We start from the raw sequence: 25,730 nt of genomic DNA, 5'->3' as shown, positions 1-25,730 counted from the left end.
AAATAGGGGGGAAGGGAAATGAAGCTATTACCATATTCAAATGGTTTAAGGCAAGTTAGCATGAAGAAGCATCGAACGCCTAAAGAGATATCAAAGCTAATTTTAATAATAGTAGGTATGTTGTTATTAGTAGGCTTTGTATATCAGAAAATAAGCAATTTTATTGCTAAGGAAACTTTAAGGCAAAGAGTTGATTATACTACAGTAGATGATAGAAGAATGGATTTTAGATTAAAGGGTGAAGGAAATTATACTGTAGTTTTTGATGGTGGGATAGGAGGAAATCTAGAACAGTGGACTCCTGTTGTCGATGAATTAAGTAGTGATAATGTAAGTACTTTTGTTTATAACAGAAGAGGTTATGGATATAGTGATTTAGGACCAGAAAGAACCCCAGAAGAACAAGCTCAAGATTTAAAGATATTACTTAGAAAGGCTGGAGCTCCAGAGCCTTATATACTAGTTGGAGAAGGTTATGGATCGTTAGTATTAACAAGTTTTGCTGAACAATTTAAAGATTCTGTTGCTGGTGTAATGTTAATAAATCCATTAGATGAATCTTATATAGTAACTAAAGACTATAATAAAAAACAAATTATTACTAAATTAAGAAGGAATGTTGAAAAGATAGGTTCGAATTTTGGGTTAACAGAGTTATTAGATGCGTTAAACTTAGATGTTACTTTAGATGATTTTGAAAATTCACTTTCAGGTGATGAACTAGAAGAGTTTAAAACTCAAAGAACTAAAACAAAATATACAACAGCTGTTTATAATGAGATGGATAATTTGTCAAAGGGATTAAGTAATAGTCAAAAAGCCGGAGTGTTCGCTGGAATGCCATACTACCTAATAACTAACTCAGATAGTGATAATTTGAAAAATTTAGGAGATGAATCGTTGACTAAAGTTTTTAAAACTGGAAACACATCATCATTCTCAGGTTTAAATAGTACAGAAAATGTTGTAAATGGAATTAGATATATAGTTAAAGAGTTACAAAGCAAATAAAGTTATAATAAAAATGAGCTAAACAAGGCTCATTTTTATTATTTCAATTTTGTCATATATTTGACACAATATAAGATTATATTATAAGTATAGAAAAAACCTAAGGAGTTGAAATTATGGATAACGAGAACATTTATGATGCGGTTTATAAAAATGAAAATTCAAACGAAATGGAAAATAGCAATTATTCTAATAATACTAATAACAACAAGCCATCTAAGAAAAGAAGAGGAGCAATGGGGAAGATTGTAGCTATAATAGTTTCTTGTTCATTACTAGGAGGAATTACAGGTAGCGGTGTAACATATTTAATGTTAAAAAATAATAATGCTCCTACAGAGCAAAATAAACAAAATGTAGTAAATAATATTGATACTACAGATGTTAGCTTTAAAAAGGATGGAGCTTTATCTATAACTGAGGCATTCCAAAAGGTAGCGCCAGCAGTAGTAACAGTATCTACTAAAGGGGTAGCTACATTCAATGGATTCTTCCAACAAGAAGTTGAAGGAATAGGATCAGGATTTATAATTAATGAGGATGGATATATATTAACAAACTACCATGTTATTGAAGGAGCAAAGGAAGTATCTGTTACTTTAAGTGACAATACAACTGTAAGTGCTAAGGTAGTTAACTATGATGCAAATCAGGATGTAGCAATGTTAAAGATAACAGATGAGAATGTTAAGGTGCCAGCGGTAGCAGAGCTAGGAGATTCAAATGCGTTACAACAAGGAGAAGAAGTAATAGCAATTGGAACACCTTTATCAGCTGATTTATCACAAACAGTTACAAATGGTATAGTTAGTGCATTAAATAGAAATGTTGAGACTGAATCAGGAGTTGTACTAAATCTTATTCAAACTAATGCATCTATAAATCCAGGAAATAGTGGTGGCCCATTAGTTAATACAAAAGGTCAAGTAGTTGGAATTAATACAATGAAGATGTCAGGAGAAAATACCGAAGGTATAGGATTTGCAATTCCTATAAATGATATAAGTGATAAAATAGAATCTTTATCAAAACCAATTTTAAATCTTGGAATATCAATAAGAACAGTAGATGAATCTTTAGCAAGCCAATTAAAAATGGAACAAGGTTTATATGTTGTTGAAGTAAATGAATTCTCACCAGCAGAAAAAGCAGGAGTAAAAGCTGGAGACTTAATAGTTAAAGTTGATGGTCAAAGGGTTAAGACATTTGATGAATTAAAAGAAATTAAGAATTCAAAAAATGAGGGAGATAGTCTTAAATTAGAAGTTATAAGAGACGGAAAGAGTAAAACAATGGATGTAACTTTAACATCAGAATAAACTAAATAATTTAAAATTAAAAGTCAGCTTTCGCTGACTTTTTTTATTAATCCATAATTTATTATTTAAATTTAGTTCATAAGTTTAAAGTTTTCATCTCTTAATTCGAAATTATCTTTAATTCCTGAAGTAACGTAAATTCCTTTTTCTTTAGTTACAAATATAGCATCTACATCATCTAATTCCTCAACGAATTTCATACCTTCTTCAATTCCAAGAGCAAATACTGAGGTAGATAAAGCATCACCAGTAGTTGATTTATCACTTATGATAGTAATTCCGGCGATATCATTTTCATATGGATATCCTGTTTCAGGATTTAAAATATGATGATATTTAACTCCATCAACTTCGATATATCTTTCATATATACCAGAAGTAACTATAGATTTATTTTTAACAGATATAGCTCCAACAATTTCACCTCTATTAGAGAAGGGATTTTGTATACCTATTTTCCAAGCATCCCCTGAAACTTTTTCACCGTGAGCAAATATATTACCGCCAAGATCTATAATGGCACTTTTTACACCTTCATCAGTTAGCATTTTAGAAATAACATCTGCCGCATACCCTTTAGCTATACCACCTAAATCAAGCATCATACCAGGTCTAGTTAAAAATACAGTTTTGTTAGCTTCATCTATAACAACATCTTTATAATTAGTTAATGGAAGAACCAAATTTAGTTCGTCCTGAGTAGGAATATCTTCTGTAGGACGATCAGGTATATTCCAAAGCTTAACTAATGGACCTATTGTTATGTCAAATTTACCATGAGAAAGGTCTGAGTAATAAATCCCTTCTTTAACTACTTCGATTGTATCATCAGATACCTTTACTGGTTCTATACCTGCATTATCATTAATCTTATCTACTTCTGTTCCAGTTTCATTTATACTAAAAGTTTCTTCTAAATTTTTTACCTTATCAAAAACCTTATCAAGTATTGATTCATCAGTAGAATCATATAAAGTAACGCTAATTACAGTACCCATTAGCATTTCAGTACGCTTAACTGGTTCTTGTTGAGCTGTTTCTTCATTTTTTTTAGTATTTTGACTACAACCAACAAGCATAAATACTAAGGATAAACATAAAAGTGATTTAGCATATTTTTTTAATTTATACATAAGTGTTTTCCTCCTTTGAATAAAAGTACTTTGCAATTTATTTATATTGTTTACTAACTAATTATAAAATATAAAGAAAACATTAACAATATAAATAGATTATGTAAAAATATAAATGTTTTTATAGGTATTCTTATAGAGTTTAAGAGAATAAGTTCTTTGTATAAAAATATAAAGAATTGTCTTAATGTGTAGACATTTTAACAAATAACTTATAGAATAATCTAGTAGTTATATTTAAAATAACTTAATTGAATACTAATAAAATTAAGATTAGATAATTAGTAACCTTTAGATAAAATATTATCAATTTTGATAAATAATAGAGAAGAGGAATTTATATGTTTAAAAAATGGGATTTTATCATTATTGCAGTTTTAATGATTTTTTCTTTTTTACCAGAAGTAATATTTGGTTTTGCTGTAGGAAGAGATTTTGATCAAACTTATGCAGAAGTTAGTATTAATGGGAAGGTTGAAAGAACAATTCCTTTAACAAATCACAAGGGAGAAGAAACTATAGAGTTCAAAAGTGATAAAGGGCATAATACTATAATTATAAATGACGACAAGATTGGAATAATTGATGCAGATTGTTCAGACAAGGTTTGTATGTATCCTGAGTACATAAGTAAGCCAGGAGAAACTTTAGTTTGCTTGCCACATAAATTTATGGTAGAAGTTAAAGGTAAAAAAAATGATGAAGATGAAGATATTATATTATCTCATTAGAGGTGGATTAGATGCGAAAGACAAGTAAAATGGTATATATAGGGTTATTAGTAGCTCAAGCATTAGTTTTACATATATTTGAGAGAATGATACCAGTTCCTTTTATAACCCCAGGTGCAAAGTTAGGATTATCAAATTTAATAACAGTAGTAGCTTTATATACATTAGATAATAAAAGAGATGCATTTCTCGTAGTACTTTTAAAACTTACATTATCTACGATGTTTGGTGGAAACTTATCATCATTTATGTATAGTGCTGCAGGAGGAATCTTAAGCTTCCTTGCGATGGTATTAGTAAAAGAAAGTTTTAAGGACAAGGTAAGTATAGTAGGTGTAAGTGCAACAGGAGCAATATTTCATAATGTAGGACAATTATTGATTGCATCGTCTATAGTTCACAATATATCTGTTATGTTGTATTTACCTGTATTATCTATAATAGGAATAGGAACAGGAATTTTTATAGGAGTTACTGCAAACTACTTAGTAAGACATCTATCAAGATTACCTGTATTTAGATAAAAAAAGTGAGAAGCAATTTATTTGATTTACAATTATAAATTTTCAATTCTAAATTAAGGAAGAAACTGCTTAGGCAGTTTCTTTTTTTGAAATTCCTACAGAGGAATTTCTTCCTTTAATTTATCATTCGGAATTTAGAATTTTCAATTTAATTACTTCGCACTTTTTTAATTAGTATTAATTGAATTATAAATGGTTTCATAAGCTTTTAATGTTAACTCTGCTGTTTTTGTCCAAGTAAAAGTTTTACTATTTTCATATCCTTTTTCAGAAAGTTCTTGACTCAAAGATGAAGAGGTTAGGACTTGTAATATAGAACTAGATAACTCGTCTTTACTAAACGGATCTATTAGCAAAGCACAATCTTTAGTAACTTCAGGTATAGAAGTAGAATTAGATGTAATTACAGGAGCTTTACAACTCATTGCCTCTAATGGAGGTAAACCAAAACCTTCGTAAAGTGAAGGATATACAAATAAAGAACAACCATTATAAAAGTATGGTAAGTCTTCATCTGGAACAAAGCCTGTAAATATAACGTTATCCTCAACACCAAGCTCTTTACAGAATTGTTTTAGTTTTTCACCTTCATCTTTTATAGAACCACATAAAACTAATTTATATTTACTTTTAAGTGTAGAATAAATATCTTTAAAAGAAATAATAAGTTCTCTTACATTTTTCCTAGAACTAAAACCACCTATATATAGAATAAAAGGAAAATCTATATCATATTTATCTTTTAAAAATTTATTACATATGCATTTTTCCATAGGATAAAAAGATGAGTTTGCTGCTAAAGGTGTTACAAAAATTTTATCCTCAGGAAAATTAGGAAAGAATTTAAGTATATCTTTTTTAGAGTACTCAGAAACTGTAAATATACCTTTAGAATTTTCTATAATATAAGGCATATCTTTTAAAAATCTTGTTAAATATCCTTTACCACAAGTTTCAGGCATAATGTAAGGAATCAAATCATGAATTGTAACTACGCAAGGAACTGGATAATCCTTAGACAAACCAATCCCGTTTTGAGGTATGTGATGTAAATCTATATCGTTATTTTGTAGATAATTAGGATGATAAAAATTTTCATAAAACATACCATGTTTTTTTGAAGTTAATACAATATTAGTATTAGGACCTTTAAACTCATCGTAATTATTTCCGGCCCAAAATATCGTATATTTATTTTTTTTATCAATAGCAATTAATTCCTTAAGTAGATTGGCAGTATAAGTACCAATTCCAGAACCGTTATAAAGTGTAATACCTCGACCATCTATGGAGAGATTCATTAAATTTCACTCCTTAAAGCTTTATAATATTATTAATATTATTGGAGATTTAATTATGTGATAACAAACACAATAAAATATAGTATTCATATAATAAATAAGAAGAAAAATATAGGAGTTTATTATGGATATTATCAATATAAGCAGGGTTATAGAAAATAATTACAATATAGATATAAATTATATTGAACAAATAAAAAATGCATACAAAATTGATGCAAAAGATAGAGGGTATTGTGTAAAGGTTATTGGATATCAATTCCCTCATTTTTATTTTATTCTATCTGCTATGAAGCATTTACAAAAAAAAGGATTTAAAACTATTCCAGCTATATTAAAAACTAAAAACAATATGGATTTCATAAAATTAGGTGACAAATTTGCTTATGTAACAGAGTGGGTTCCATCTAGAATAAGTAATTATGACAATCCTATAGAGCTTGCTAAAGTAGCAGAAAAGATAGGTGAACTGCATACCTGTAGTACAGGCTTTATACTAGATAGAAATATGACACCAAGATATGGATGGAATAAATGGATAGATGTTTTTAGTACTAGATGTGATGAAATATTAGATTTTGCCCATAGAATTTCTCAGAAAGCTAGGAAGTCTGAATTTGATAGATTATATTTAAAGCATTTAAATGAAGAAATAGAAAGAGGCTTAGCAAGTATAGAAGGTTTAAGAAAAAGTAATTATTTTTATTTAATGAATAAGGAAGTTATGAAGTGTGGTTTTTGTCATCATGATCTAGCTCATCATAATATATTAGTAGATAAGAATGGAGATTTAAATGTTATTGATTTTGATTATTGTATGTTAGATTCACATCTTCATGATTTAAGTTCTCTTATGATAAGAGCGATGAAAGATGGAAAGTGGAGAGATGAAAGGGCAGATTTAATATTAAATAATTATTCTTTAAGCAACAATATAGAAGATGAAGAGTTAAATATAATGAAATATTTCATAAAGTTTCCACAAGTATTTTGGCAGGTTGGAATTCAATACTATTGGGAGCAGCAACTATGGGGAGAAGAGTTCTTTGTAAATAAATTAAGGAAGTATCTAGAGGATAGAGAAGAAAGAGAGGAGTTTTTAGAGAGGTATTTTAGATAGGTGGTGTAGCATATGAATATAATAACTTATTTAAATAATAATAATATAATTGTAGATGAAAATATTACAAGAAAAAGTGATAGAAATATTATAGATATAAGTAATCAAATAGATTTAATTGTAATGATACAGAGTAGATTAATGAACAATGGAGTAACTATAATTCCAAGGATAAATAGCACAATTGGTAAAGAGGTAGAGAGTTTTAGAGTACAAAATAAAAAGGTAGAGAAAATACTGAAATCAATAAACTTAAATGATGATAAAAGTAACTTAGATTACTATATTTTAGAAAAAGGTAATATGGCTTTGGATAGGGCAAAAAAAACTTTTGATGCTATGGATAATGAAATTTATTTTGAGCTTATAAGACGTAGTATGAATAATTATGAAATGTGTTTAGGTAGAGTAGATGAAGGAAATTTAAAGTTAGAAGAAAATGAAGTAGTAAAAATAAGAACTACAAAATATATTTCATATAATTTGATAGAACATGACTTGTTTAATTATATTAAAAGGGTAAAGCGTAGAGGTTTTAACATACAAACAGAAAAAGTAATTGATGAATTTATATACAAATCATCATTATCAGAAAAAAGCAAAAATTATTTAACTGCATTATGTAATTATCCATTTGAAACTATGAAGTTAATATATAAGTACAGATATTACGAGAATAATAATTATGATGAGTGGATAAAAAAGATTAAGGTAGCTATAGAGATAGACGGTGATGAGATAATATAAGGGGGAGAATTGATTTGGTTAAAACCAGGTATGTCGATAAGGGTATATTATGTGAATATGAATTTAAGGAAGAATTCATAGATTTATTAGGAATAAAGATAACTGATGTTATTCCGCTAAGAAAGGTATTTGTGTTATTTACAGACAAGGGAAAGAAAGTATTGAAGATAACAGATTCCTCGAAAGAGAGAATTGATTTTATAGATAAAGCACTAAAAATAATTGAGAAGAAGTATCCTAGAGTTTTAAAATATACTAGAAATATTGATGATGAAATAATAACTTTATGGAAAGATAAGCAGTATGTATTGCTTGATATGGTTGAGGGTAGAGAGGCTGCATTTACTAATCCAGTTGAAGTTGAATTATGTAGTAAAGCTATAGCAGAAATGCATATAGCTTCTAAAAATTTAATAGAGGAGCTTTCTGAAGAAGAAATAAAAAATAATAGTGGAAAAAATTTAATAAAAAAAATGGAAGATGAATATTATACTTTAATACAACTACAAAAAGTTGTTGGTAAGTATAAATATAAAAATGAATTTGATGATTTGTTTTTAAAAAATGTAGATAATGCTAAGCGAGATCTGCTTAAGACAATAGAAGAAATTAAAAATAGTAAATATGATAGCATGATAAAGAATAGGGGAAATATAGTTTTATGTCATAATGATTTAGCACATCATAATTTTATAATAGATGGGGATAAGGTAAATATAATAGATTTCGATTATTGTTCTATAGACACAAGAATATTGGATATTTATGGATATACGATGAAGGTAATTAAAAATTTAGCTTATAATGAAGAGATAATAGAATTAATTATAAAATCATATAATGAAGTAAGCAAATTAGAAGATGAAGAAATAGAAATGTTAAGAAAGCTAATAAATTATCCAAGAGATTTTATAAGCATTTCAACAGATTATTATTTCAAACAAAAAATGTGGGATGAAGAAGTATTTTTAAGTAGGCTAAAAAATAAGTTAGAAATAGATAAATTTAGAATGGATATTTTGAATAGTTAAAGATTAATAAAAAGGGCTAGCTTCTGCTAGCTCTTTTTAATTTAAATAATGAGTTAGAGTAGTTTTAATTAAATTGCTACTCTTAACTATTTATTTTTAATTATATTCTTATATGCTGCTATGGTATCTTTAGCAGTATTAGACCAAGAATATTTTAAACAATTACTTAATCCACATTTAATCATAGAATCTCTTAACTTATTGTCTGATAGCAACTCACTCATAGATAAGCTTAACTCGTCTACATTATAAGGATCAACTAATAAAGCAGAGCCAGAACAGATTTCAGGAATAGATGTTACATTTGATGATATAACAGGAGTACCGCAAGCCATTGCTTCTAAAGGCGGCAAACCAAAACCTTCATAAAAAGAAGGATAAACTAAGAATTCACAGGCATTATAAAACAATGGTAGATGATCTAAAGGAATAAAATCAGTAAATATTACTGAATTTTTAATTCCTAAATCTTCAGCACGTTTCATATATATAGTATAGGAAATTCCTTTTTTTCCTGTTATAACAACGGAAAGATTTTCTCTTAACTTAGGATCTAAAAGAGAGAAAGCTTCCAATATACCTATGATATTCTTCCTAGGGCTATAACCACCAACATAAAGTAGGAAGTTTTTATCTATATTATATTTATTTTTTAGAAAATTTTTGCATGACTTTTTATCTAATGGTTTATAAATATCCTCAGCTCCTAAATAAGTAACAAAAATTTTGTCTTTAGGGAAATTAAATTCCCTGGCTATATCATCTTTAGAAAACTCAGAAACAGTAATTATACCGTCGCAGTTTTCTATTATTTTTGGTAATTGATTATTAAAGATATTAAGATATCTGTCACTTACTGTTTCAGGCATTCTTAAAGGGATTATATCATGGAGTGTGATAGTTTTTAAGCAGTTAATATTTTCTGTAAGTCCAACGCCATTTTGAGGAACATGATATAAATCTATGTCAGTATTATTCAAAATATTAGGAGCATTAACTTCATCCCAAAAGTTAGAATTAGTTGATTCTTCTATTGGTTTTATTGAAAAGTTATTATTTAATTCTAAGCCTGTATTTTGGGGAAGAAATAGTAGGTACTCATTTATATTATCAATATTATTTATATTACTTATAAGTTGATAAGTATAAGTTCCTATTCCAGTACCTCTATACCATTTTGCGGCTCTTCCATCAATACCTATATTCATAATAAAATCCTTTCGATATGGTTTTAATTTATTATATTAAATAAAGTTAAAAAACGTTAATAAAAGAATTGGTGAGTACATATAAATATATAAGGGGGGTGAGAGTAATGATGAGGGAGTTTGAAGTAGAAAGACAATTTGGAATTAAAATCGATAATATTAAAGCTAACAAAGGAGTATACTATTTAAAAACCAATAAAGGTGAGAGATGTTTAAAGAAGATAAATTATGGCCCTCAAAAGCTTTTATTTGTATATGGAGCCAAGGAGCATCTTATAAAAAATGGTTTTGAAGATGTAGATAGGTATTTTTTGAACATAGATGGAGAGCCCTATGCATTAGTTAATGAAGACTTATATACTTTATCTGAATGGCTAGATGGTAGGGAATGTGATTTTCATAACATAGAAGACGTAAAAATTGCGGCTAAAACACTTGCAAAATTACATGAAGCATCAAAAGGATATGATCCACCAGAAAATTCTAAGTTAAAAACTGACTTGGGAAGATGGCCTACATTAATGGCAAAGAGGGTTAAATCTTTAGATAAGATGAGGGATATGGTAAGAAAGAAAAATAATAAGAGCAGTTTCGACCTATTATATATAAAATCATTAGATTTTTATAAAAAGATAGGTAAAGAAGCTTTAAGAACTTTAGAAGAATCTGAATATGAATCATTGTGTGCTATAGCTGAAAATGAAAAGGGATTTTGTCATCATGATTATACTTATCATAATATTATAATTGGACAAGATAATCATATAAGCGTAATTGACTTTGATTATTGTAAAAGAGAAGTAAGAACTTTCGATATTTCTAATTTCATGACAAAGGTTTTAAAGAGATGTAATTGGAATATGGAATTTGCAACAGCTATAATAGATTCTTATAATGAAGAATCACCTTTAAAGGAAGAAGAGTACAAAGTACTTTTTGCATATTTACAATTCCCACAGAGGTATTGGAGATTAGCAAATAGATATTATTATAATGAAGTAAATTGGGGTCAAAATACCTTTGCAAGCAAGTTAGAAGGTATAATAAATGAACAAGAAGAATATCTAAACTTCTTAGGACAATTTAAAGATAAATATAATATCAAGTAAGCATCGTTATTTTAACGGTGCTTTATTTGAGTCAAAATAAGTAAAAAAACATATTATAAAATGATAGTAACTTTAAGTGAGGTAGAGATGCAAATAGGGGATATTGTCGTAAGAAAGTCTTATGATAAAGATATTACATTTAAGATTATTGATATCAAGGAAGATAATGGACAGGTTTTATATATTTTAAAAGGGATCAGTATAAGGATAATAGCAGATTCTTCTGCTGATGACTTAGAAGAGGTTGATTCTGCATTCATAGGAACGAAGGAAAAGATATTAAATACAAGAGTAAATGAAGCTATAAATAAGGCGATAGGGCTTAGAGGTGATGTAGCGGCGAGGGAAGCGATAATGTCAAGGGGGAGTAAAAGTCAGAAGCAAAGTCCGAACAAAGAATTAATGTTTGGAAGACCGGGAAAGATACTCCACATTGACGGAGATAAAGATTATTTAGAAACTTGTTTAAAAGTATATAAGCAATTATCATTAGATGCCGTTGGGAGAGCTATTCCAGAGAAGGAACAATGGAGCTGCGTAGTAGATTTAGTAAAAGAGATAAAACCGGATATAGTTGTATTAACAGGACATGATAGTGTTTTAAGGGAAACTGATGACTTTTTAGATTTAGATAACTATAGAAATTCTAAATACTATATAGATGCAGTTAAAGCCCTAAGAAACTATAATTCAAGCTATGATGAATTGGTTATTTTTGCAGGAGCATGTCAATCTTGTTATGAATGTTTATTAGATGCAGGAGCAAACTTTGCAAGCTCTCCAAGTAGGGTTCTTATACATTGTCTTGATCCTGTATTTGTATGTGAAAAGATAGCATATTCAAGAATAGATACAGTTGTATCTATAACTGATGTAATAGATAGTACTATAACAGGTATACGAGGTATTGGAGGATTACAAACAAGAGGAAAATATAGAGAGGGATATCCAAAATCTCCATTTGTATAAATTGTGAAGCAATTTATTTAGTGACAAGTGACAAATTAAAAGTGATAAGTTGAAGTTGAAACTGCAAGTAGTTTTTAAAAATAGGTATTTTGAAATTCAGCTTCATATGAATTTATTTTCTATATTGTCACTTGCAACTCTGAACTTGTCACTAAGAATATTATGAGCATTAGCAAACAATATTTTTAAAAGATGTATAAATAACTAATAATAACCCCATAATATTAAATGTGGGAATTATTATTTTATATAAAAAGTAAAAGTTTACATTGACATTATATTAAACAAGTGATAAAATAATATATTTGCTTTGACTAATAATGGTAAATATGTTATAATATAATAAAAAAAGGAGGGTGTTTATATGGAGTTAAACAAAACTATAGCTACCATCAAGAAAGATATACAGAATCATTTAGGTGAGAAAGTTACTCTTAAAGCTAATGGTGGTAGAAAAAAGATTTTAGTTAACGACGGAGTAATTGAGAGTGTACATCCAAGTATTTTCGTAGTTAGGCTAGAAAGTGACACCCAAAGAACAGTGACATACAGTTATTCAGATGTTTTAACAAAAACAGTACTACTATATTATCCTGTATAAACAATAGCTTCGATATGTATCGAAGCTATTGTTTATTTTAAAATAAAAAAAGAAAGATGGCGGGTATCCATCTTTCAACTATGGTATAAAAGGGTATTGAGAATTTATGAGAGGTTATATGGTCAATAACCATCTTTATAATACGACATATTTAAACAATAGTCAACAACTTATTTAAAAAAAATTAAAAAAAGTTTTTATAAACCCTAAAATTCGACAAGAAAAATACAATTATACTCCTAAAAGGTAAAAAAATGAAATAAATTAAGCTTTAAAATATAACTTAAAAGAGAAACAGTTTATTTATTTTAGAATAAATATATATTTAGAGAAATATATATTAAATAGTAGTTATACTATGGGAGGGATATGATGTCACAGATAGATGTTATAAAAGAGAATGTTCAGTATGAACAATTATTAAGAGAAGGATCAACCAACCATGTTCTCAAAGGAGAATATTTAATTAAGGATTCACATCCGGACGCACATCAGATTTTAGGGGTAGATGCGAAAGCAACTGTAACTAATAAAGATATACTCGCTGATAAAGTTATGATAGAAGGTCAAATAAATTACTCTGTACTATATTTATCAGAAGATGAAAGTGGAATGCAAAGAGTGGATTCTGTTAGTTTATCTGAAAAGTTTGCTGATTATCTTGAGCTTAATAATGAAGAACATAAAATCCTTTGCGATGTAGAGTGTGTAATTGAACATATTCAAGCTAACATAATTAATGAAAGAAAGATTTCGATTGATGGAGTAAGATCAACTAAATGGAACATCTATAAAATTCAAGATCTTGAATTTGTAAAAGATATCGAAGGTAGCGGAGATGTACAAGTTCAAAGAAAGAGTGAAGAATTAAACCAAGTTAAAGGACAAAAGGATGTTGAATTCATAGGAAAGTCGCTTATAAAAGTTACTATGGATAAACCAGAAGTTGATGAAGTCTTAAAGTATTCAATGATGTTACACAAAAAGGAAGTTAAGCTAGGAGAAGATAAAGTTTACTTTGGCTGTTATTGCAAGATAGAAGTTCTATATAAGGGAAGGGAATCAGAAGACTTAGTACTATTACAAGATGATGTTTATTTATCTAAGGAAGAAGAATTAGTTGGTATTAATAGTGAAATGATGACATCTCAAAGTATAGATATAGTAAACAGTGATTGTACTGTTATGCCAGATGATTTAGGCGAAAATAGAAATATAAGTGTAGAGTTTGTAGCTAAAGGTAATGTTAAGGTTATGTCTAGAGAAATGGTAGATGTAGTAAAAGATGCATATTCACCAACAGTTTCAATGGAGTTAGTTGAAAACAAATGTGAGCTTGGAGTAGTTCATGGAAGCATGACAACAGATCTTATCTTAAAGGATAATTTATACTTAAAAGATGAAAATGAAAGACTTGGAAATATTATAATGGTTTATGGTTGTCCTGTTATAACTGATAAGACAGCTGAAGAGGATAAGGTTAAAGTTGAAGGTGTAATTAAAGTATCTGCTTTATATAAGACTGCTGATGAAGCATATAAGTTTAATATGTGTAATGGAGAAATACCATTTACATCAGTATTGGATATAAAGGGTACAAAACCAGACATGAATGTTATAGCTAAGGTTCAATTAGAAACTATAGATGGAACTGTAGAAGCTAATACTATAGCTATTAGAGCTACATTAACTGTTTCTGTAAAAGTATTATATAATGTTGATAAAAATTGGGTTGTTGATGTTGTTCAAAATAAAGAAGAAAAGAAGGAAAAACAATCATCAGTTACAATTTATGTTGTTAACAAAGGCGATACTTTATGGGAATTAGCTAAGAAGTTTAATACTACTATGGATGAGTTAATAAGAATTAATGAAATGGACAATCCTGATGTAATTAATATAGGTCAAAGAATTATAGTTCCTGGAAGAGCTATATTCTAGGCTATAATAAGATAATAAAAATAAAAGAGGAGTATATCTCGATTTTGAGATATACTCCTCTTTTATGATTTTGAATAATATGGTTTATGAATGGATAAAATACTGAATGTGTGATTTGAGGTGAAAATATGAATGAAAAAATAGAAGGAAATTTAATAATTATAGGAGGAGCTGAGGATAAAAAAGGTGATAAAGAAATATTGAAACGTGTAGCTAATTTTATTAATAAAGATAGTGATATGTTATTAATAGCTACTATAGCAACTGAATATCCGGAGAAAAGCTATAATAATTATCATAAAGTTTTTTCAGGGCTTGGAATAAAAAATATAGAAAAATTAGATATAAGTAATAGAGAAGATGCATGCAATAAAGATAATATAGAGTTAATAAAAAAATGTAATTTATTATTTTTTACAGGAGGAGATCAACTAAGAATAACTAGTATCTTAGGGGGGACCCCGATATATGATGCTTTAAAATACATATGTAGTGAAGGACGAGTAATAGCTGGTACTTCTGCAGGTGCTTCTGTGATGAGCCACACTATGATAGTTCAAGGAGAAGATGAGGAGTCACCAAGAAAATGTACCTTAAAGATGTCTCCAGGATTAGGGCTTATTGATAGTGTTATTATAGATCAACACTTTGCTCAAAGAGGGAGGATAGGTAGGCTATTAACTGCTGTAGCACAAAATCCAGAGGTTTTAGGTATAGGAATAGATGAAGATACTGCAATAGTTGTAAGTGATAAGGGTATTGCAGAAGTAATAGGATCAGGGGCTGTGTATTTTTTAGATGGCAGTTCAATAGTATATAGCAATGTATCAGAACAATATTGTGATGAAGTTTTAAGTATGTTCAATGTTAAACTTCATGTTTTAAAGGAAGGTAATAAATTTAATCTTATTAAAAAAGTACCTTTCGAGGAGGATAATTTAAAAAATGAAAATACTAAGTAGTAACATTTATGAGGGCAAGAATATATACTCACATAAGAAATGTATAAGACTCGACGTTGATTTAGAAGGATATTGCGAAACACCTAGTAAGGAAATTGAAGGATTTAATGATGAATTAGTAAAGATGATTCCTGAATTATACACTCATAGGTGTGGAATAGATGAAGATGGAGGGTTTGTAAAAAGACTTAAGGAAGGTACATATTTAGCTCATATATGTGAACACATTATTATTGCAATACAGAACATAATTGGGATAGAAGTTGCTTATGGAAAAGCAAGAGAGGTGGAAGGAGATATATATCAAATAATATATCAATACAAATATCCTAAGGCTGGTATAGAATGTGCGAAGTTAGCTATTGATATCATTAATGGATTAATTAATGGTATTGTTATAGACTTTAAAACTAGGGTATCAATAATAAAAGAGATGCTTAATGAAGAGTTAATAGGACCTAGTACTTTAGCAGTATGTGAGGCAGCGGAAAAGCATGGGTTGCCTGTTATGAAGTTAGGTAGTAGTAGTTTTTATCAAATAGGATATGGAAAGCAAGGAAGAGTCATAGAGGCATCAATTACAAGCAATACTAGTTGTATTGCGGCAGATATATCTTGCGATAAGTTATTAACTAAAGAGTTACTAGATTTGCAGAATTTACCGGTAGCTAGAGGTGCCAAAGTATATAACGTAATAAGTTTATTAAAAGAAGCTGATAGAATAGGATATCCTTTAGTTTTAAAGCCACAGTATGGAAACAAGGGTAGAGGAGTAATTTTAGATATAAAAAATGAAAAAGAACTTATAACAGCTTATCAAAAGTTAATAAATGAGTTTAATGATATTATATTGGAGGAGTACCATAGAGGAGATGACTATAGAGTTTGTGTAGTTAATAATAAAGTAGTTGGAGTTTCTTTAAGAGTACCGCCATATATAATAGGAGATGGGAATAAGAGTGTAGAAGAATTAATAGATGAGTTAAATTCACATGAATATAGAGGAGAAGGACATGAAAAGCCTTTAACTAAAGTTAAGAAAGATGCTATGCTAAATAGTTTTATATCAGAACAAGGATATGCATTAAATAGTATTTTAGAAAGTGATAAAAAATTATTATTAAGGAAAAATGCAAATTTATCCACTGGTGGTATAGCTATTGATTATACAGATAAGATATGTGAAGAGAATAAAGACATATGTATAAGGGCAGCAAAAGCTATAGGAATAGATGTATGTGGAGTAGATATATGTACAAATGATATATCAAAAAGTATTATAAACAATGGCATAATTATGGAGGTTAATACAGCGCCAGGATTAAGAATGCATATTTACCCTTCAGAAGGAAAGAGTAGAGATGTTGGTAATGAAATAATTAATATGATGTATAAAGATAGTATAAAAAATATACCTGTTGTATCCATAAGTGGAACAAATGGTAAAACCACAACTACACGTCTTATAAATTATACTTTATGTAAGCTTGGAATGTGTTCTGGAATGACTAGCACTGAAGGAATTTTTATAAATAACCAATGTATTGATATCGGTGATGATACAGGCATGGATAGTGCAAAATGCGTATTATTAAATAAGGATGTTGAAGTAGCTGTTCTTGAGACTGCGAGGGGTGGAATAATAAGAAGGGGATTAGCTTATGATTTAGCAGATGTAGCTGTAATAACAAACATAACTGAAGATCACTTAGGTTGTGATGGAGTCAATGATATGGAAGACTTGTGTTATGTAAAATCCTTAATAGCAGAAGCTGTCAAAGAAGAAGGTTATGCGGTTATAAATGCTGATGATAAGTATAGTAAAACTATTATAGATAGAATAAAAGCTAATATAATATATTTCTCTAAGGATTATAAAAATCCACTTATAATTAATAGTATTAGAGAGGGAAAAACAGTAGTTTACTTAAAAGAAGATTATATATGCATAAATAAGAAAAGAAAAGAGTATAAGTTAAGTAACATTGATGATATACCTATAATATTAAATGGGGCATTGAAGTTTAACATAGAAAATGTAATGGCTGCTTGTGCAGCGTTAGTTGGATTAGATATAGATTATAATCATATAAAAAACTCAATAGAGAGCTTTGAGCTTAATTCAAAGGAAAATTATGGACGATTTAATATTCATGATTACAATGGGGTAAGAATAATATTGGACTATGGACACAACATAGAAGGCTATAAAAAGGCTTTAACAGCAGTTAAAGAGATAACGAAAGGAAAAGTTATTGGGGTGATAGGTGTGCCTGGAGACAGGAGCAATGACTCGGTAAAAGAGATTGGAAAGATTAGTTCAAAATTCATTGATAGAATTATAATTAAGGAAGATAAAGATAGGCGAGGTAGAAAATTAGGTGAAATTGCACAATTAATAAAATTGGGAATTGATAGCAGTAATGAAAATAATAATGCTAAAATAGTTTTAGATGAAGTTGAAGCTTTAAAAGAAGCTATCAAAGAATCCAATGTAGGAGATAGTATTATTGTTTTTTATGAAAAAATAAAACCATTAATAGAAGTTATAGATAAATTGAATGATAACAAAAATAATACTGATATAATTAAATCAATTTAATAAATATGTAAACCTAAGAGATATTTACGAGAAATAAAATAACTTATATAATATAGGTTATAACAAGATTTATAAAGTTCAGGTAATACCTGAACTTTATTTAAAATCTATAGTGAAAGTCGAAAGGAACTGAATGAGATGAAGATTAGAGCTTATGCTAAAGTGAATATTTCTCTAGATGTAGTTGGAAAAAGGGAAGACGGGTATCACCTTTTGAGAATGATAATGCAAAATATAGATTTATACGATGAAATTATTGTTGAAAAGCAAAGTAGAGATATTACTATAGAATGTAATAAGAATTATGTGCCAACAGATTCAAGAAATCTTGCTTATAAGGCAGCAGTGGCTTTTAAAGAAAGATATAATATATCAGAAGGTTTAAAAATAAAAATATTTAAGAATATTCCTGTTTCAGCTGGTTTAGCAGGTGGAAGTACTGATGCAGCAGCAGTTTTAAAGTTAATGAATAAGATATTTGAAGTAAATGCACCTAAAGAAGAACTTATGGAATTAGGGTTAAAATTGGGTGCGGATATACCTTATTGTATACAAGGCGGAACTGCATTGTGTGAAGGTGTTGGTGAGATTATTACACCATTAAAGTCTTTTAAGGATAAGATCATTGTTTTAGTAAAACCTTCTTTTGGTGTTTCAACTAAGGAAGTATATAAAAACTTTGATATGGAAAAAGTGAAAAAGCATCCAGAGACTGAAGCTTTAATAAAAGCTATGGCCGAAGATGATTTAAGATATGTTGCATATAATATGAGAAATTTATTAGAGAATGTAACATTGAAAAAGCATAAAGTTCTAATAAGCTTAAAGGAAGAAATGAATAAATATGGTGCAATAAACTCTATGATGAGTGGAAGTGGACCAACTGTATTTGCTTTCTTTGATGATATGCTTAAAGCTCAAAAATGTTTTGAGAAGATGAAAGAAAAATATAATGAGGTATTTTTAACAAGAACTATATAAAAATAAATATTACAATGAATAATCCCCTATAAATTGGAAATAATTAAACTAAGAGGGGGTTATATTTATGAAAAAGAATATTTTTTGTTTTATTATAATATTATTTGTTATTAATTTATTTGGAGGATGCGCTATAGTTGAGAATGAAGAGTCATTAGATTTAAAGGAATTAAATTATGAAGAAATAGCGGACAAGCTAATAAGATTTCATGTAATAGCTAATAGTGATTCTGAAGAAGATCAGGCGTTAAAATTAAAGGTTAGGGATAGAATAATAGATAAAATGTCTATTAAGCTTGAAAAGGCTGAAAGTTTAGACCAAGCAAGGGATATACTAAACTCAAGTATAGAAGAGGTAAATAGTATTGCTAGAGAGGTAATTATTGAAGAAGGCTTTGATTATGATGTAAATACTATGTTGTCAAATGAGAATTTTCCAGATAAGATATATGGAGATTATGTATTTCCACAAGGTACTTATGAAGCTTATAGAGTAATAATAGGAAGTGGAGAAGGGCAAAATTGGTGGTGTGTAATGTTTCCTCCATTATGTTTTGTTGATGAGAGCAAAAATATAGTTGATACTAAAAAACTAGACGAAAATATAGCTAATTTAGATGATAAAGTTGAAGAAAATAAAGAAGATAATAAGAAGGTTATATTTAAGTTTAAGGTAGTAGAGGTTTTTAATAAAATATTTAACTAGTAGAGGAGTACTAATATGACAAAAGCGTTAGCGATGGTTTCAGGTGGACTAGATAGTATACTAGCCGCAAAACTTATAAAAGAACAAGGGATAGAAGTAATAGGTATTTGCTTTAGATCTTACTTCTTTAGTGAAGAAAGTGCTAAGAAGATGACAAAGCAAATAGATATTCCATTAGTAGTAGTGGATTTTTCTAATGAACATCTGGATATGGTTAAGAATCCTAAACATGGAAGAGGTAAGAATATGAATCCATGTATAGATTGCCATGCCATGATGATGAATTATGCAGGAAAGTTATTAGAAGAATATAATGCAGATTTTATTATAACAGGTGAAGTTTTAAATCAAAGACCTATGTCTCAAAATAGACAAGCACTTAACATTGTAAAAAAAGAATCAGGATTTGCAAATAAGATTTTAAGACCACTATGTGCTAAGAATTTGGATCCAACAGAAATGGAGTTAAACGGATTAGTTGATAGAGAAAAGCTATTAGATATATCAGGAAGAAGTAGAAAAGCTCAAATGGAACTTGCTGAGAAGTGGGGAATAACAGAATATCCATCGCCAGCAGGGGGCTGTAGGTTAACAGAACCTAATTATGCTTTAAGATTAAAAGATTTATTAGATTATAAAGATGAAGTAGAGGAAGATGAATTAAGTCTTTTAAGATATGGTAGACACTTTAGAACTAAGGATAATAACAAAATAATAGTTGCTAGAACCAAAGATGAAGGAGATATGATTAAAAATCATATAGATGGAAGCTATTATTCGTTCCATACTTCAGATTTTTCCGGAGCTCTTGTCTTATTAGAAAGTGAAGGCACAGAAGAAGACAGAAAGTTAGCAGCGAGAATATCAGGCAGATATAGCAAAGGAAAAGATGAAAAAATAGTAAAAGTTAAGTTTGGAAAGTATGGAAATAAGTTTAGCTCTGAAATAGAAGTAGAACCTATAAGTGATGATGAGTTACAAGAATACATAGTATCAGTTAAGTAGGAGGTAATTATGGAAAAGAATGCAGTAATTCAAGTGAAAAGTTTTTCGGATTTAGACGAAGGCGATGCAATTGAAGTTATTACTCCAGGTAAATTTATAGTTAAGGAAAATTTGTATGAAGTTGTATATGAGGAATCGGAGATTTCAGGAATGAAGGGAACAACTACAACTCTTAAAATAGAAGAAGATAGATTTATTTTAGAAAGAGTAGGAACAACTTGTACTACTATGGAATTTAAAATTGGAGAAATGGGTTTGTCGCTATATAATACTCCATATGGAATGTTACATTTACATATAGATACAAAAATATTAGACATAAATATAGATGAAAATGGTGGTTCTATTTATGCAAAGTATCTTTTAGGAGCAGAAGGTCAACCTCCGATAACTACGGATATAAAAGTGAAAATTAAGGTACAATAATAAAAAGTGGCTATATGCCACTTTTTTTGTATAGATGAAAAATTTTATGGCTATAAATTAAATATTAGATCGCTTGAGATGATAATTAATTTATAGAGGTGATAAAAATAGAAAGATATAGAGTTATTATAGAAGTTTTATGTAGACATTATGAAATGAGTGATTTAGATTTAATGACTTTGCTTAAAAATAAAGAGTGTAAGTATTTATTTTTGTTGTTGCTAAGCGAGTATGGATGTTTAGAAAAAGAGAAACTTGTAAGTGAATTGATATTTAGTAGTAATAAGAGTATAAATTATAATTTAAAGAAAGCAGAAGAAAAACTGCTTATTAATAAGCAATTCAGAGATAATTATTCCATTTTAGAAAAAACGGTAAAAAATGACTGATATGTGTCATTGATTAAAATTAAAATATTATGATATTATAGAAAAATGTTGATGAGCCTCACTTATTTATAAAGTGAGGTATTTTAAATTATACTAAATATAAAATCAAGAGTCAATAGGGAAAATATATTTTTTAAATTAAAAGTTTCACGATTATTAAATATCAATTTTATTTGTTTAGGAGGAAGTATAAATGGGTACTAAATATGTTTTTGTTACAGGTGGAGTTGTATCTTCTTTAGGTAAAGGTATTACTGCAGCATCATTAGGTAGATTGTTAAAAAATAGAGGTTTGAAGGTATCAATTCAAAAATTTGATCCATACTTAAATATAGATCCAGGAACTATGAGTCCTTATCAACATGGAGAGGTTTTTGTTACTGATGATGGGGCAGAAGCTGATTTAGATTTAGGACATTATGAAAGATTTATTGATGAGAATTTAACTAAAAATAGTAATGTAACTACTGGTAAGATATATTGGTCTGTAATATCTAAAGAAAGGCGTGGTGAATACTTAGGTGGAACTGTACAAGTTATACCACACATAACTAATGAAATAAAAGATAGAGTATTCAGAGTTGGGAATGAACAAGATGTGGATGTTGTTATTACTGAAATTGGAGGGACTGTAGGCGACATAGAGTCACAACCTTTTCTTGAGGCTATAAGACAAATAAAATATGATGTAGGAAGAGAAAATGTATGTTTTATACATGTAACATTAGTGCCGTACTTAGGAAAGTCAGGTGAATTGAAAACAAAACCTACACAGCATTCAGTTAAAGAGTTAAGAAGTATAGGTATACAACCAGATATAATAGTTTGCAGAAGTGAGAAAGAAATATCAGAAGATTTAAGAGCTAAGATAGGTTTATTCTGTAATTTAGAAGCTAAATGTGTTATACAAAATTTAGATGCTGATCATTTATATGAAGTTCCATTAATGCTTCATAGAGAAGGTTTAGATAGATTAGTTGTCGAAAAGCTTGAGTTAGGCTGTAGAGATATAGATAACAATGAGTGGGTAGATATGGTTAATAAGATTAAAGGTATTAAAGAAGAAGTCAATATAGCTTTAGTTGGTAAGTATGTAGAACTTCATGATGCGTATATATCTGTTGTAGAAGCGTTAAAGCATGGTGGTCTTTATAATGATTCAAATGTAAATATTAAGTGGATAAATGCTGAGGATGTTACAAGTGAATCAGCTGAAAAATTGTTTGATGATATAAATGGAATACTTGTCCCAGGTGGTTTTGGAGATAGAGGGGTAGAAGGGAAGATAGAAACAATAAGATATGCTAGAGAAAATAATATACCATTCTTAGGAATTTGTTTGGGAATGCAAACAGCAGTAATAGAATTCGCAAGAAATGTTGTTGGTTATGAAGGAGCAAATAGTGCAGAGATTGATCCAGATACAAAATATCCTGTTATTGATTTAATGAAAGATCAAGAGGATATAAAAGAGTTAGGTGGAACAATGAGATTAGGGTCATATCCTTGTAAACTTGATAAGGAGTCTAATTCTTATAATAGCTATAAAAACGAATTGATACATGAAAGACATAGACATAGATACGAATTTAATAATGATTTTAGAAAATATATAGTAGAAGCTGGAATGAATATCGTTGGGACAAGCCCTGACGGGAAATTAGTTGAGATAGTTGAAGTTAAAAATCATCCATGGTTTGTAGCAACCCAATTCCATCCAGAATTAAAATCAAGACCTAATAATCCACATCCTTTATTTATAGGATTTATAAATGCATCATTAAAATATAGAAAATAATTGAATTATATTGAAGAAGCATAGTATAACTGTGCTTCTTTTTGACTAATTGTTATAAAAAATATAAAAAGGGATAAGCTTATAATATAAGTTTTTATTGTTTTTTAGCTTTTATTGCTTCATAATTATATATACATAAGCAAGAAAGATAAATTTCTGATTTAGTTAGTTTAAATTTCAGATGAAAATTCAGTTCATATATATCAGTTCTAAAGAGATAATCTAAGAATTCCCTAGGTAAAATAACAATTGGAGGTGTAGTTTTGACAAGAGAAAACTATGAAAAGATGACCTTAGCAGAATTAAAGGAAGTTGCTAAGAATTTAGGTATTAAAAATATAAGTAAGTTAAAAAAGTTAGAGTTAGTAGATGAAATAATAAAAAAATCACCTAACAAAATTGAAAAGGATGGAGTAGTGTTAGTTGAGAAAATTGCTCCTAAGGCAAAAGTTGTAGCTCAAGAAGCTGAAGTACAGCAAGAACAAATTAGTGAAGAGAATAGGGAAGAGAAAAAAGAAAGACTTAAAGTTATGATAAATGAGTCAGGATCTGCTAAAGGAGTATTAGAGGTTCAAGAAAATAATAACTTTGGTTTTTTAAGATGCGATAATTATCAAACAGGAGAAAATGATATATACGTATCCCCATCTCAAATAAGAAGGTTTAATCTTAGAACTGGAGATGAAGTTCAAGGTAAAGTAAGAGAGGCTAAAGAGGGAGAAAAGTTTAAGGCTTTACTTTTTGTTGAAAAGGTAAATGGCGAGGATCCTAATAAAGCAATAGGAAGAAAAGCATTTGAAAGTTTAACTCCTATATATCCAAATGAAAGATTACACTTGGAAAGTAAAGATAGAAATGATTTATCTTCAAGACTTATGGATATTATATGTCCAATAGGTAAAGGGCAAAGAGGCATAATAGTTGCTCCGCCAAAGGCTGGTAAAACAACTCTATTAAAGAAGGTAGCTCAAAATATCTCTCGTAATTATCCAGATGTTAAGCTTATAGTTTTACTAATAGATGAAAGACCTGAAGAAGTTACTGATATGAAGAGATCAATAGATGGAGATGTTATATATTCAACATTTGATGAAGAACCACAAAATCATATCAAAGTATCAAGAATGGTGTTAGAAAGAGCAAAAAGAATGGTTGAGCAAGGCAAGGATGTAGTTATACTTTTAGATAGTATTACAAGACTATCAAGAGCATACAATCTTACTATAACACCGACAGGAAGAACATTATCTGGAGGTTTAGATCCAGGGGCATTAATTATGCCAAAGAAATTCTTTGGAGCGGCTAGAAATATTGAAGAAGGTGGATCATTAACTATACTTGCTACAGCTTTAGTTGAGACTGGATCAAGAATGGATGATATGATCTTTGAAGAATTTAAGGGAACAGGAAATATGGAAGTTCACTTAGATAGAAAACTTCAGGAAAGAAGAATATTCCCAGCTATAGATATTTACAAGTCAGGAACTAGAAAAGAAGACTTACTATTAAGTGAGGCAGAAAAAGAAGTTGCTTTTGCAATAAGAAGAGTTATGTATAGAGATGGTAATATAGAAACTATAACAGAGAACCTTATTAATATGCTTTCTAAAACTAAGGATAATGAAGAGTTTATTTCAGTTTTCCCTAAGAGTGAAGCTTTTAAAAAGTAGTTAAGAGCAACAAGTTAATAGTTAAAGATGAAATTGCTAAGCAATTTCTTAAATATAAAAAATCTAGCTATTGCTAGATTTTTTATATTACACTAAATGATAATTAGGAATTTGTTTTTTATACTATCAACATAATATTTAATTAATTTATTGCTTTTATTTTTTTGCAAAAGAAAACAGGAAAGATATAAATCTTTCCTGTTGATCCAAAAAGTTAAATTACTTGTTAAGACCGAATTTCTTGTTGAACTTATCAACTCTACCGCCGATATCAACGATTTTTTGCTTACCAGTGAAGAATGGGTGGCATTTAGCACATATATCAACTTTTAACTCTTCTTTAACTGATCCAGTTGTGAAAGTGTTTCCACATGCGCACTTAACCACAGCATCGTGATGGTAATTTGGATGTATGCCTTCTCTCATTATGATTCACCTCTTTCGAA

At 28.9% G+C, this 25,730-nt stretch carries 24 protein-coding genes; 20 read left to right on the top strand and 4 right to left on the bottom strand.

The window, feature by feature from the left end; translation table 11 throughout:
* Positions 1–18 precede the first annotated feature (18 nt).
* Both H8S20_RS15150 and H8S20_RS15145 read left to right on the top strand, forming a co-directional pair.
* A complete protein-coding gene (locus tag H8S20_RS15150) occupies positions 19–1,011 on the top strand; it encodes an alpha/beta fold hydrolase (protein ID WP_186860612.1) in 993 nt (330 codons plus the stop codon).
* Between the two features lie 116 nt (positions 1,012–1,127).
* Positions 1,128–2,330: a S1C family serine protease gene (locus tag H8S20_RS15145; RefSeq protein WP_186860611.1), complete on the top strand. Its 1,203-nt coding sequence runs from the start codon at positions 1,128–1,130 to the stop codon at positions 2,328–2,330.
* A 71-nt stretch (positions 2,331–2,401) separates the two neighbouring features.
* Here the strand turns inward: H8S20_RS15145 and H8S20_RS15140 are convergent, their stop codons facing one another.
* Complete coding sequence (locus tag H8S20_RS15140; protein WP_186860610.1) at positions 2,402–3,463, bottom strand: FAD:protein FMN transferase; 1,062 nt, start codon at positions 3,461–3,463, stop codon at positions 2,402–2,404.
* A 341-nt stretch (positions 3,464–3,804) separates the two neighbouring features.
* Between H8S20_RS15140 and H8S20_RS15135 the strand changes: the two genes are divergently transcribed.
* Complete coding sequence (locus H8S20_RS15135; RefSeq protein WP_032117219.1) at positions 3,805–4,194, top strand: NusG domain II-containing protein; 390 nt, start codon at positions 3,805–3,807, stop codon at positions 4,192–4,194.
* An 11-nt stretch (positions 4,195–4,205) separates the two neighbouring features.
* Positions 4,206–4,718 (top strand): Gx transporter family protein, encoded by a 513-nt coding sequence (locus tag H8S20_RS15130; protein WP_032117220.1) that lies wholly within the window; start codon positions 4,206–4,208, stop codon positions 4,716–4,718.
* Between the two features lie 167 nt (positions 4,719–4,885).
* Here H8S20_RS15130 and H8S20_RS15125 read toward each other — a convergent pair whose 3' ends face one another.
* Positions 4,886–6,019, bottom strand: coding sequence for a glycosyltransferase family 4 protein (locus tag H8S20_RS15125; protein WP_186860609.1), 1,134 nt, complete (start codon positions 6,017–6,019; stop codon positions 4,886–4,888).
* A 124-nt stretch (positions 6,020–6,143) separates the two neighbouring features.
* Between H8S20_RS15125 and H8S20_RS15120 the strand changes: the two genes are divergently transcribed.
* The 3 genes from H8S20_RS15120 to H8S20_RS15110 are packed head-to-tail and all read left to right on the top strand — an operon-like array spanning position 6,144 to position 8,917.
* Positions 6,144–7,139 carry a CotS family spore coat protein gene (locus tag H8S20_RS15120; protein ID WP_186860608.1) on the top strand — a complete coding sequence of 332 codons (996 nt, stop codon included), beginning with the start codon at positions 6,144–6,146 and terminating at the stop codon, positions 7,137–7,139.
* A gap of 12 nt (positions 7,140–7,151) precedes the next feature.
* The gene (locus H8S20_RS15115) at positions 7,152–7,886 is read left to right on the top strand and encodes a hypothetical protein (RefSeq protein WP_186860607.1); all 735 of its coding nucleotides are present in this window, start codon (positions 7,152–7,154) and stop codon (positions 7,884–7,886) included.
* Between the two features lie 14 nt (positions 7,887–7,900).
* Positions 7,901–8,917 carry a CotS family spore coat protein gene (locus H8S20_RS15110; RefSeq protein WP_186860606.1) on the top strand — a complete coding sequence of 339 codons (1,017 nt, stop codon included), beginning with the start codon at positions 7,901–7,903 and terminating at the stop codon, positions 8,915–8,917.
* 86 nt (positions 8,918–9,003) lie between these two features.
* Here the strand turns inward: H8S20_RS15110 and H8S20_RS15105 are convergent, their stop codons facing one another.
* On the bottom strand, positions 9,004–10,125 hold the full coding sequence (locus tag H8S20_RS15105) for a glycosyltransferase family 4 protein (RefSeq protein ID WP_186860605.1): 1,122 nt from the start codon (positions 10,123–10,125) through the stop codon (positions 9,004–9,006).
* 107 nt (positions 10,126–10,232) lie between these two features.
* On the opposite strand from H8S20_RS15105, the gene H8S20_RS15100 reads away from it, so the two are divergent.
* The 13 genes from H8S20_RS15100 to rho all read left to right on the top strand — a co-directional run bounded on the left by H8S20_RS15100 (position 10,233) and on the right by rho (position 25,284).
* Positions 10,233–11,234 (top strand): CotS family spore coat protein, encoded by a 1,002-nt coding sequence (locus tag H8S20_RS15100; protein ID WP_032117226.1) that lies wholly within the window; start codon positions 10,233–10,235, stop codon positions 11,232–11,234.
* 87 nt (positions 11,235–11,321) lie between these two features.
* Positions 11,322–12,203 (top strand): sporulation peptidase YabG, encoded by an 882-nt coding sequence (gene yabG / locus H8S20_RS15095; protein WP_032117227.1) that lies wholly within the window; start codon positions 11,322–11,324, stop codon positions 12,201–12,203.
* A gap of 364 nt (positions 12,204–12,567) precedes the next feature.
* Entirely contained in the window at positions 12,568–12,804 is a 237-nt protein-coding gene (locus H8S20_RS15090; RefSeq protein WP_032117228.1) for a Veg family protein, read from the top strand.
* A gap of 372 nt (positions 12,805–13,176) precedes the next feature.
* Positions 13,177–14,745 (top strand): DUF3794 and LysM peptidoglycan-binding domain-containing protein, encoded by a 1,569-nt coding sequence (locus tag H8S20_RS15085; RefSeq protein ID WP_032117229.1) that lies wholly within the window; start codon positions 13,177–13,179, stop codon positions 14,743–14,745.
* Between the two features lie 128 nt (positions 14,746–14,873).
* Positions 14,874–15,707 (top strand): cyanophycinase, encoded by an 834-nt coding sequence (locus H8S20_RS15080; RefSeq protein ID WP_032117230.1) that lies wholly within the window; start codon positions 14,874–14,876, stop codon positions 15,705–15,707.
* Positions 15,691–18,309: a cyanophycin synthetase gene (cphA, locus tag H8S20_RS15075; RefSeq protein WP_186860604.1), complete on the top strand. Its 2,619-nt coding sequence runs from the start codon at positions 15,691–15,693 to the stop codon at positions 18,307–18,309. The genes H8S20_RS15080 and cphA overlap by 17 nt, the downstream gene beginning before the upstream one ends.
* Positions 18,310–18,447: 138 nt before the next feature.
* Positions 18,448–19,290, top strand: coding sequence for a 4-(cytidine 5'-diphospho)-2-C-methyl-D-erythritol kinase (gene ispE / locus H8S20_RS15070; RefSeq protein ID WP_032117232.1), 843 nt, complete (start codon positions 18,448–18,450; stop codon positions 19,288–19,290).
* A gap of 67 nt (positions 19,291–19,357) precedes the next feature.
* Positions 19,358–19,996 carry a stage II sporulation protein R gene (gene spoIIR / locus H8S20_RS15065; protein WP_186860603.1) on the top strand — a complete coding sequence of 213 codons (639 nt, stop codon included), beginning with the start codon at positions 19,358–19,360 and terminating at the stop codon, positions 19,994–19,996.
* Between the two features lie 15 nt (positions 19,997–20,011).
* Positions 20,012–21,001, top strand: coding sequence for a DUF814 domain-containing protein (locus tag H8S20_RS15060; protein WP_032117234.1), 990 nt, complete (start codon positions 20,012–20,014; stop codon positions 20,999–21,001).
* Positions 21,002–21,010: 9 nt separating this feature from the next.
* The gene (locus H8S20_RS15055) at positions 21,011–21,427 is read left to right on the top strand and encodes a YwiB family protein (RefSeq protein ID WP_032117235.1); all 417 of its coding nucleotides are present in this window, start codon (positions 21,011–21,013) and stop codon (positions 21,425–21,427) included.
* A 98-nt stretch (positions 21,428–21,525) separates the two neighbouring features.
* Complete coding sequence (locus H8S20_RS15050) at positions 21,526–21,816, top strand: hypothetical protein (RefSeq protein WP_186860602.1); 291 nt, start codon at positions 21,526–21,528, stop codon at positions 21,814–21,816.
* Between the two features lie 193 nt (positions 21,817–22,009).
* On the top strand, positions 22,010–23,614 hold the full coding sequence (gene pyrG / locus H8S20_RS15045) for a CTP synthase (RefSeq protein ID WP_186860601.1): 1,605 nt from the start codon (positions 22,010–22,012) through the stop codon (positions 23,612–23,614).
* Between the two features lie 263 nt (positions 23,615–23,877).
* Positions 23,878–25,284 (top strand): transcription termination factor Rho, encoded by a 1,407-nt coding sequence (gene rho / locus H8S20_RS15040; protein WP_032117238.1) that lies wholly within the window; start codon positions 23,878–23,880, stop codon positions 25,282–25,284.
* Positions 25,285–25,503: 219 nt separating this feature from the next.
* Here rho and rpmE read toward each other — a convergent pair whose 3' ends face one another.
* Complete coding sequence (rpmE, locus tag H8S20_RS15035; protein WP_032117239.1) at positions 25,504–25,710, bottom strand: 50S ribosomal protein L31; 207 nt, start codon at positions 25,708–25,710, stop codon at positions 25,504–25,506.
* Positions 25,711–25,730 lie beyond the last annotated feature (20 nt).

Origin of the sequence: Clostridium hominis (genome assembly GCF_014287825.1) — a bacterium.
GTDB lineage: Bacteria > Bacillota > Clostridia > Clostridiales > Clostridiaceae > Clostridium > Clostridium hominis.
This window is presented reverse-complemented; position numbering and strand designations above follow the sequence as displayed.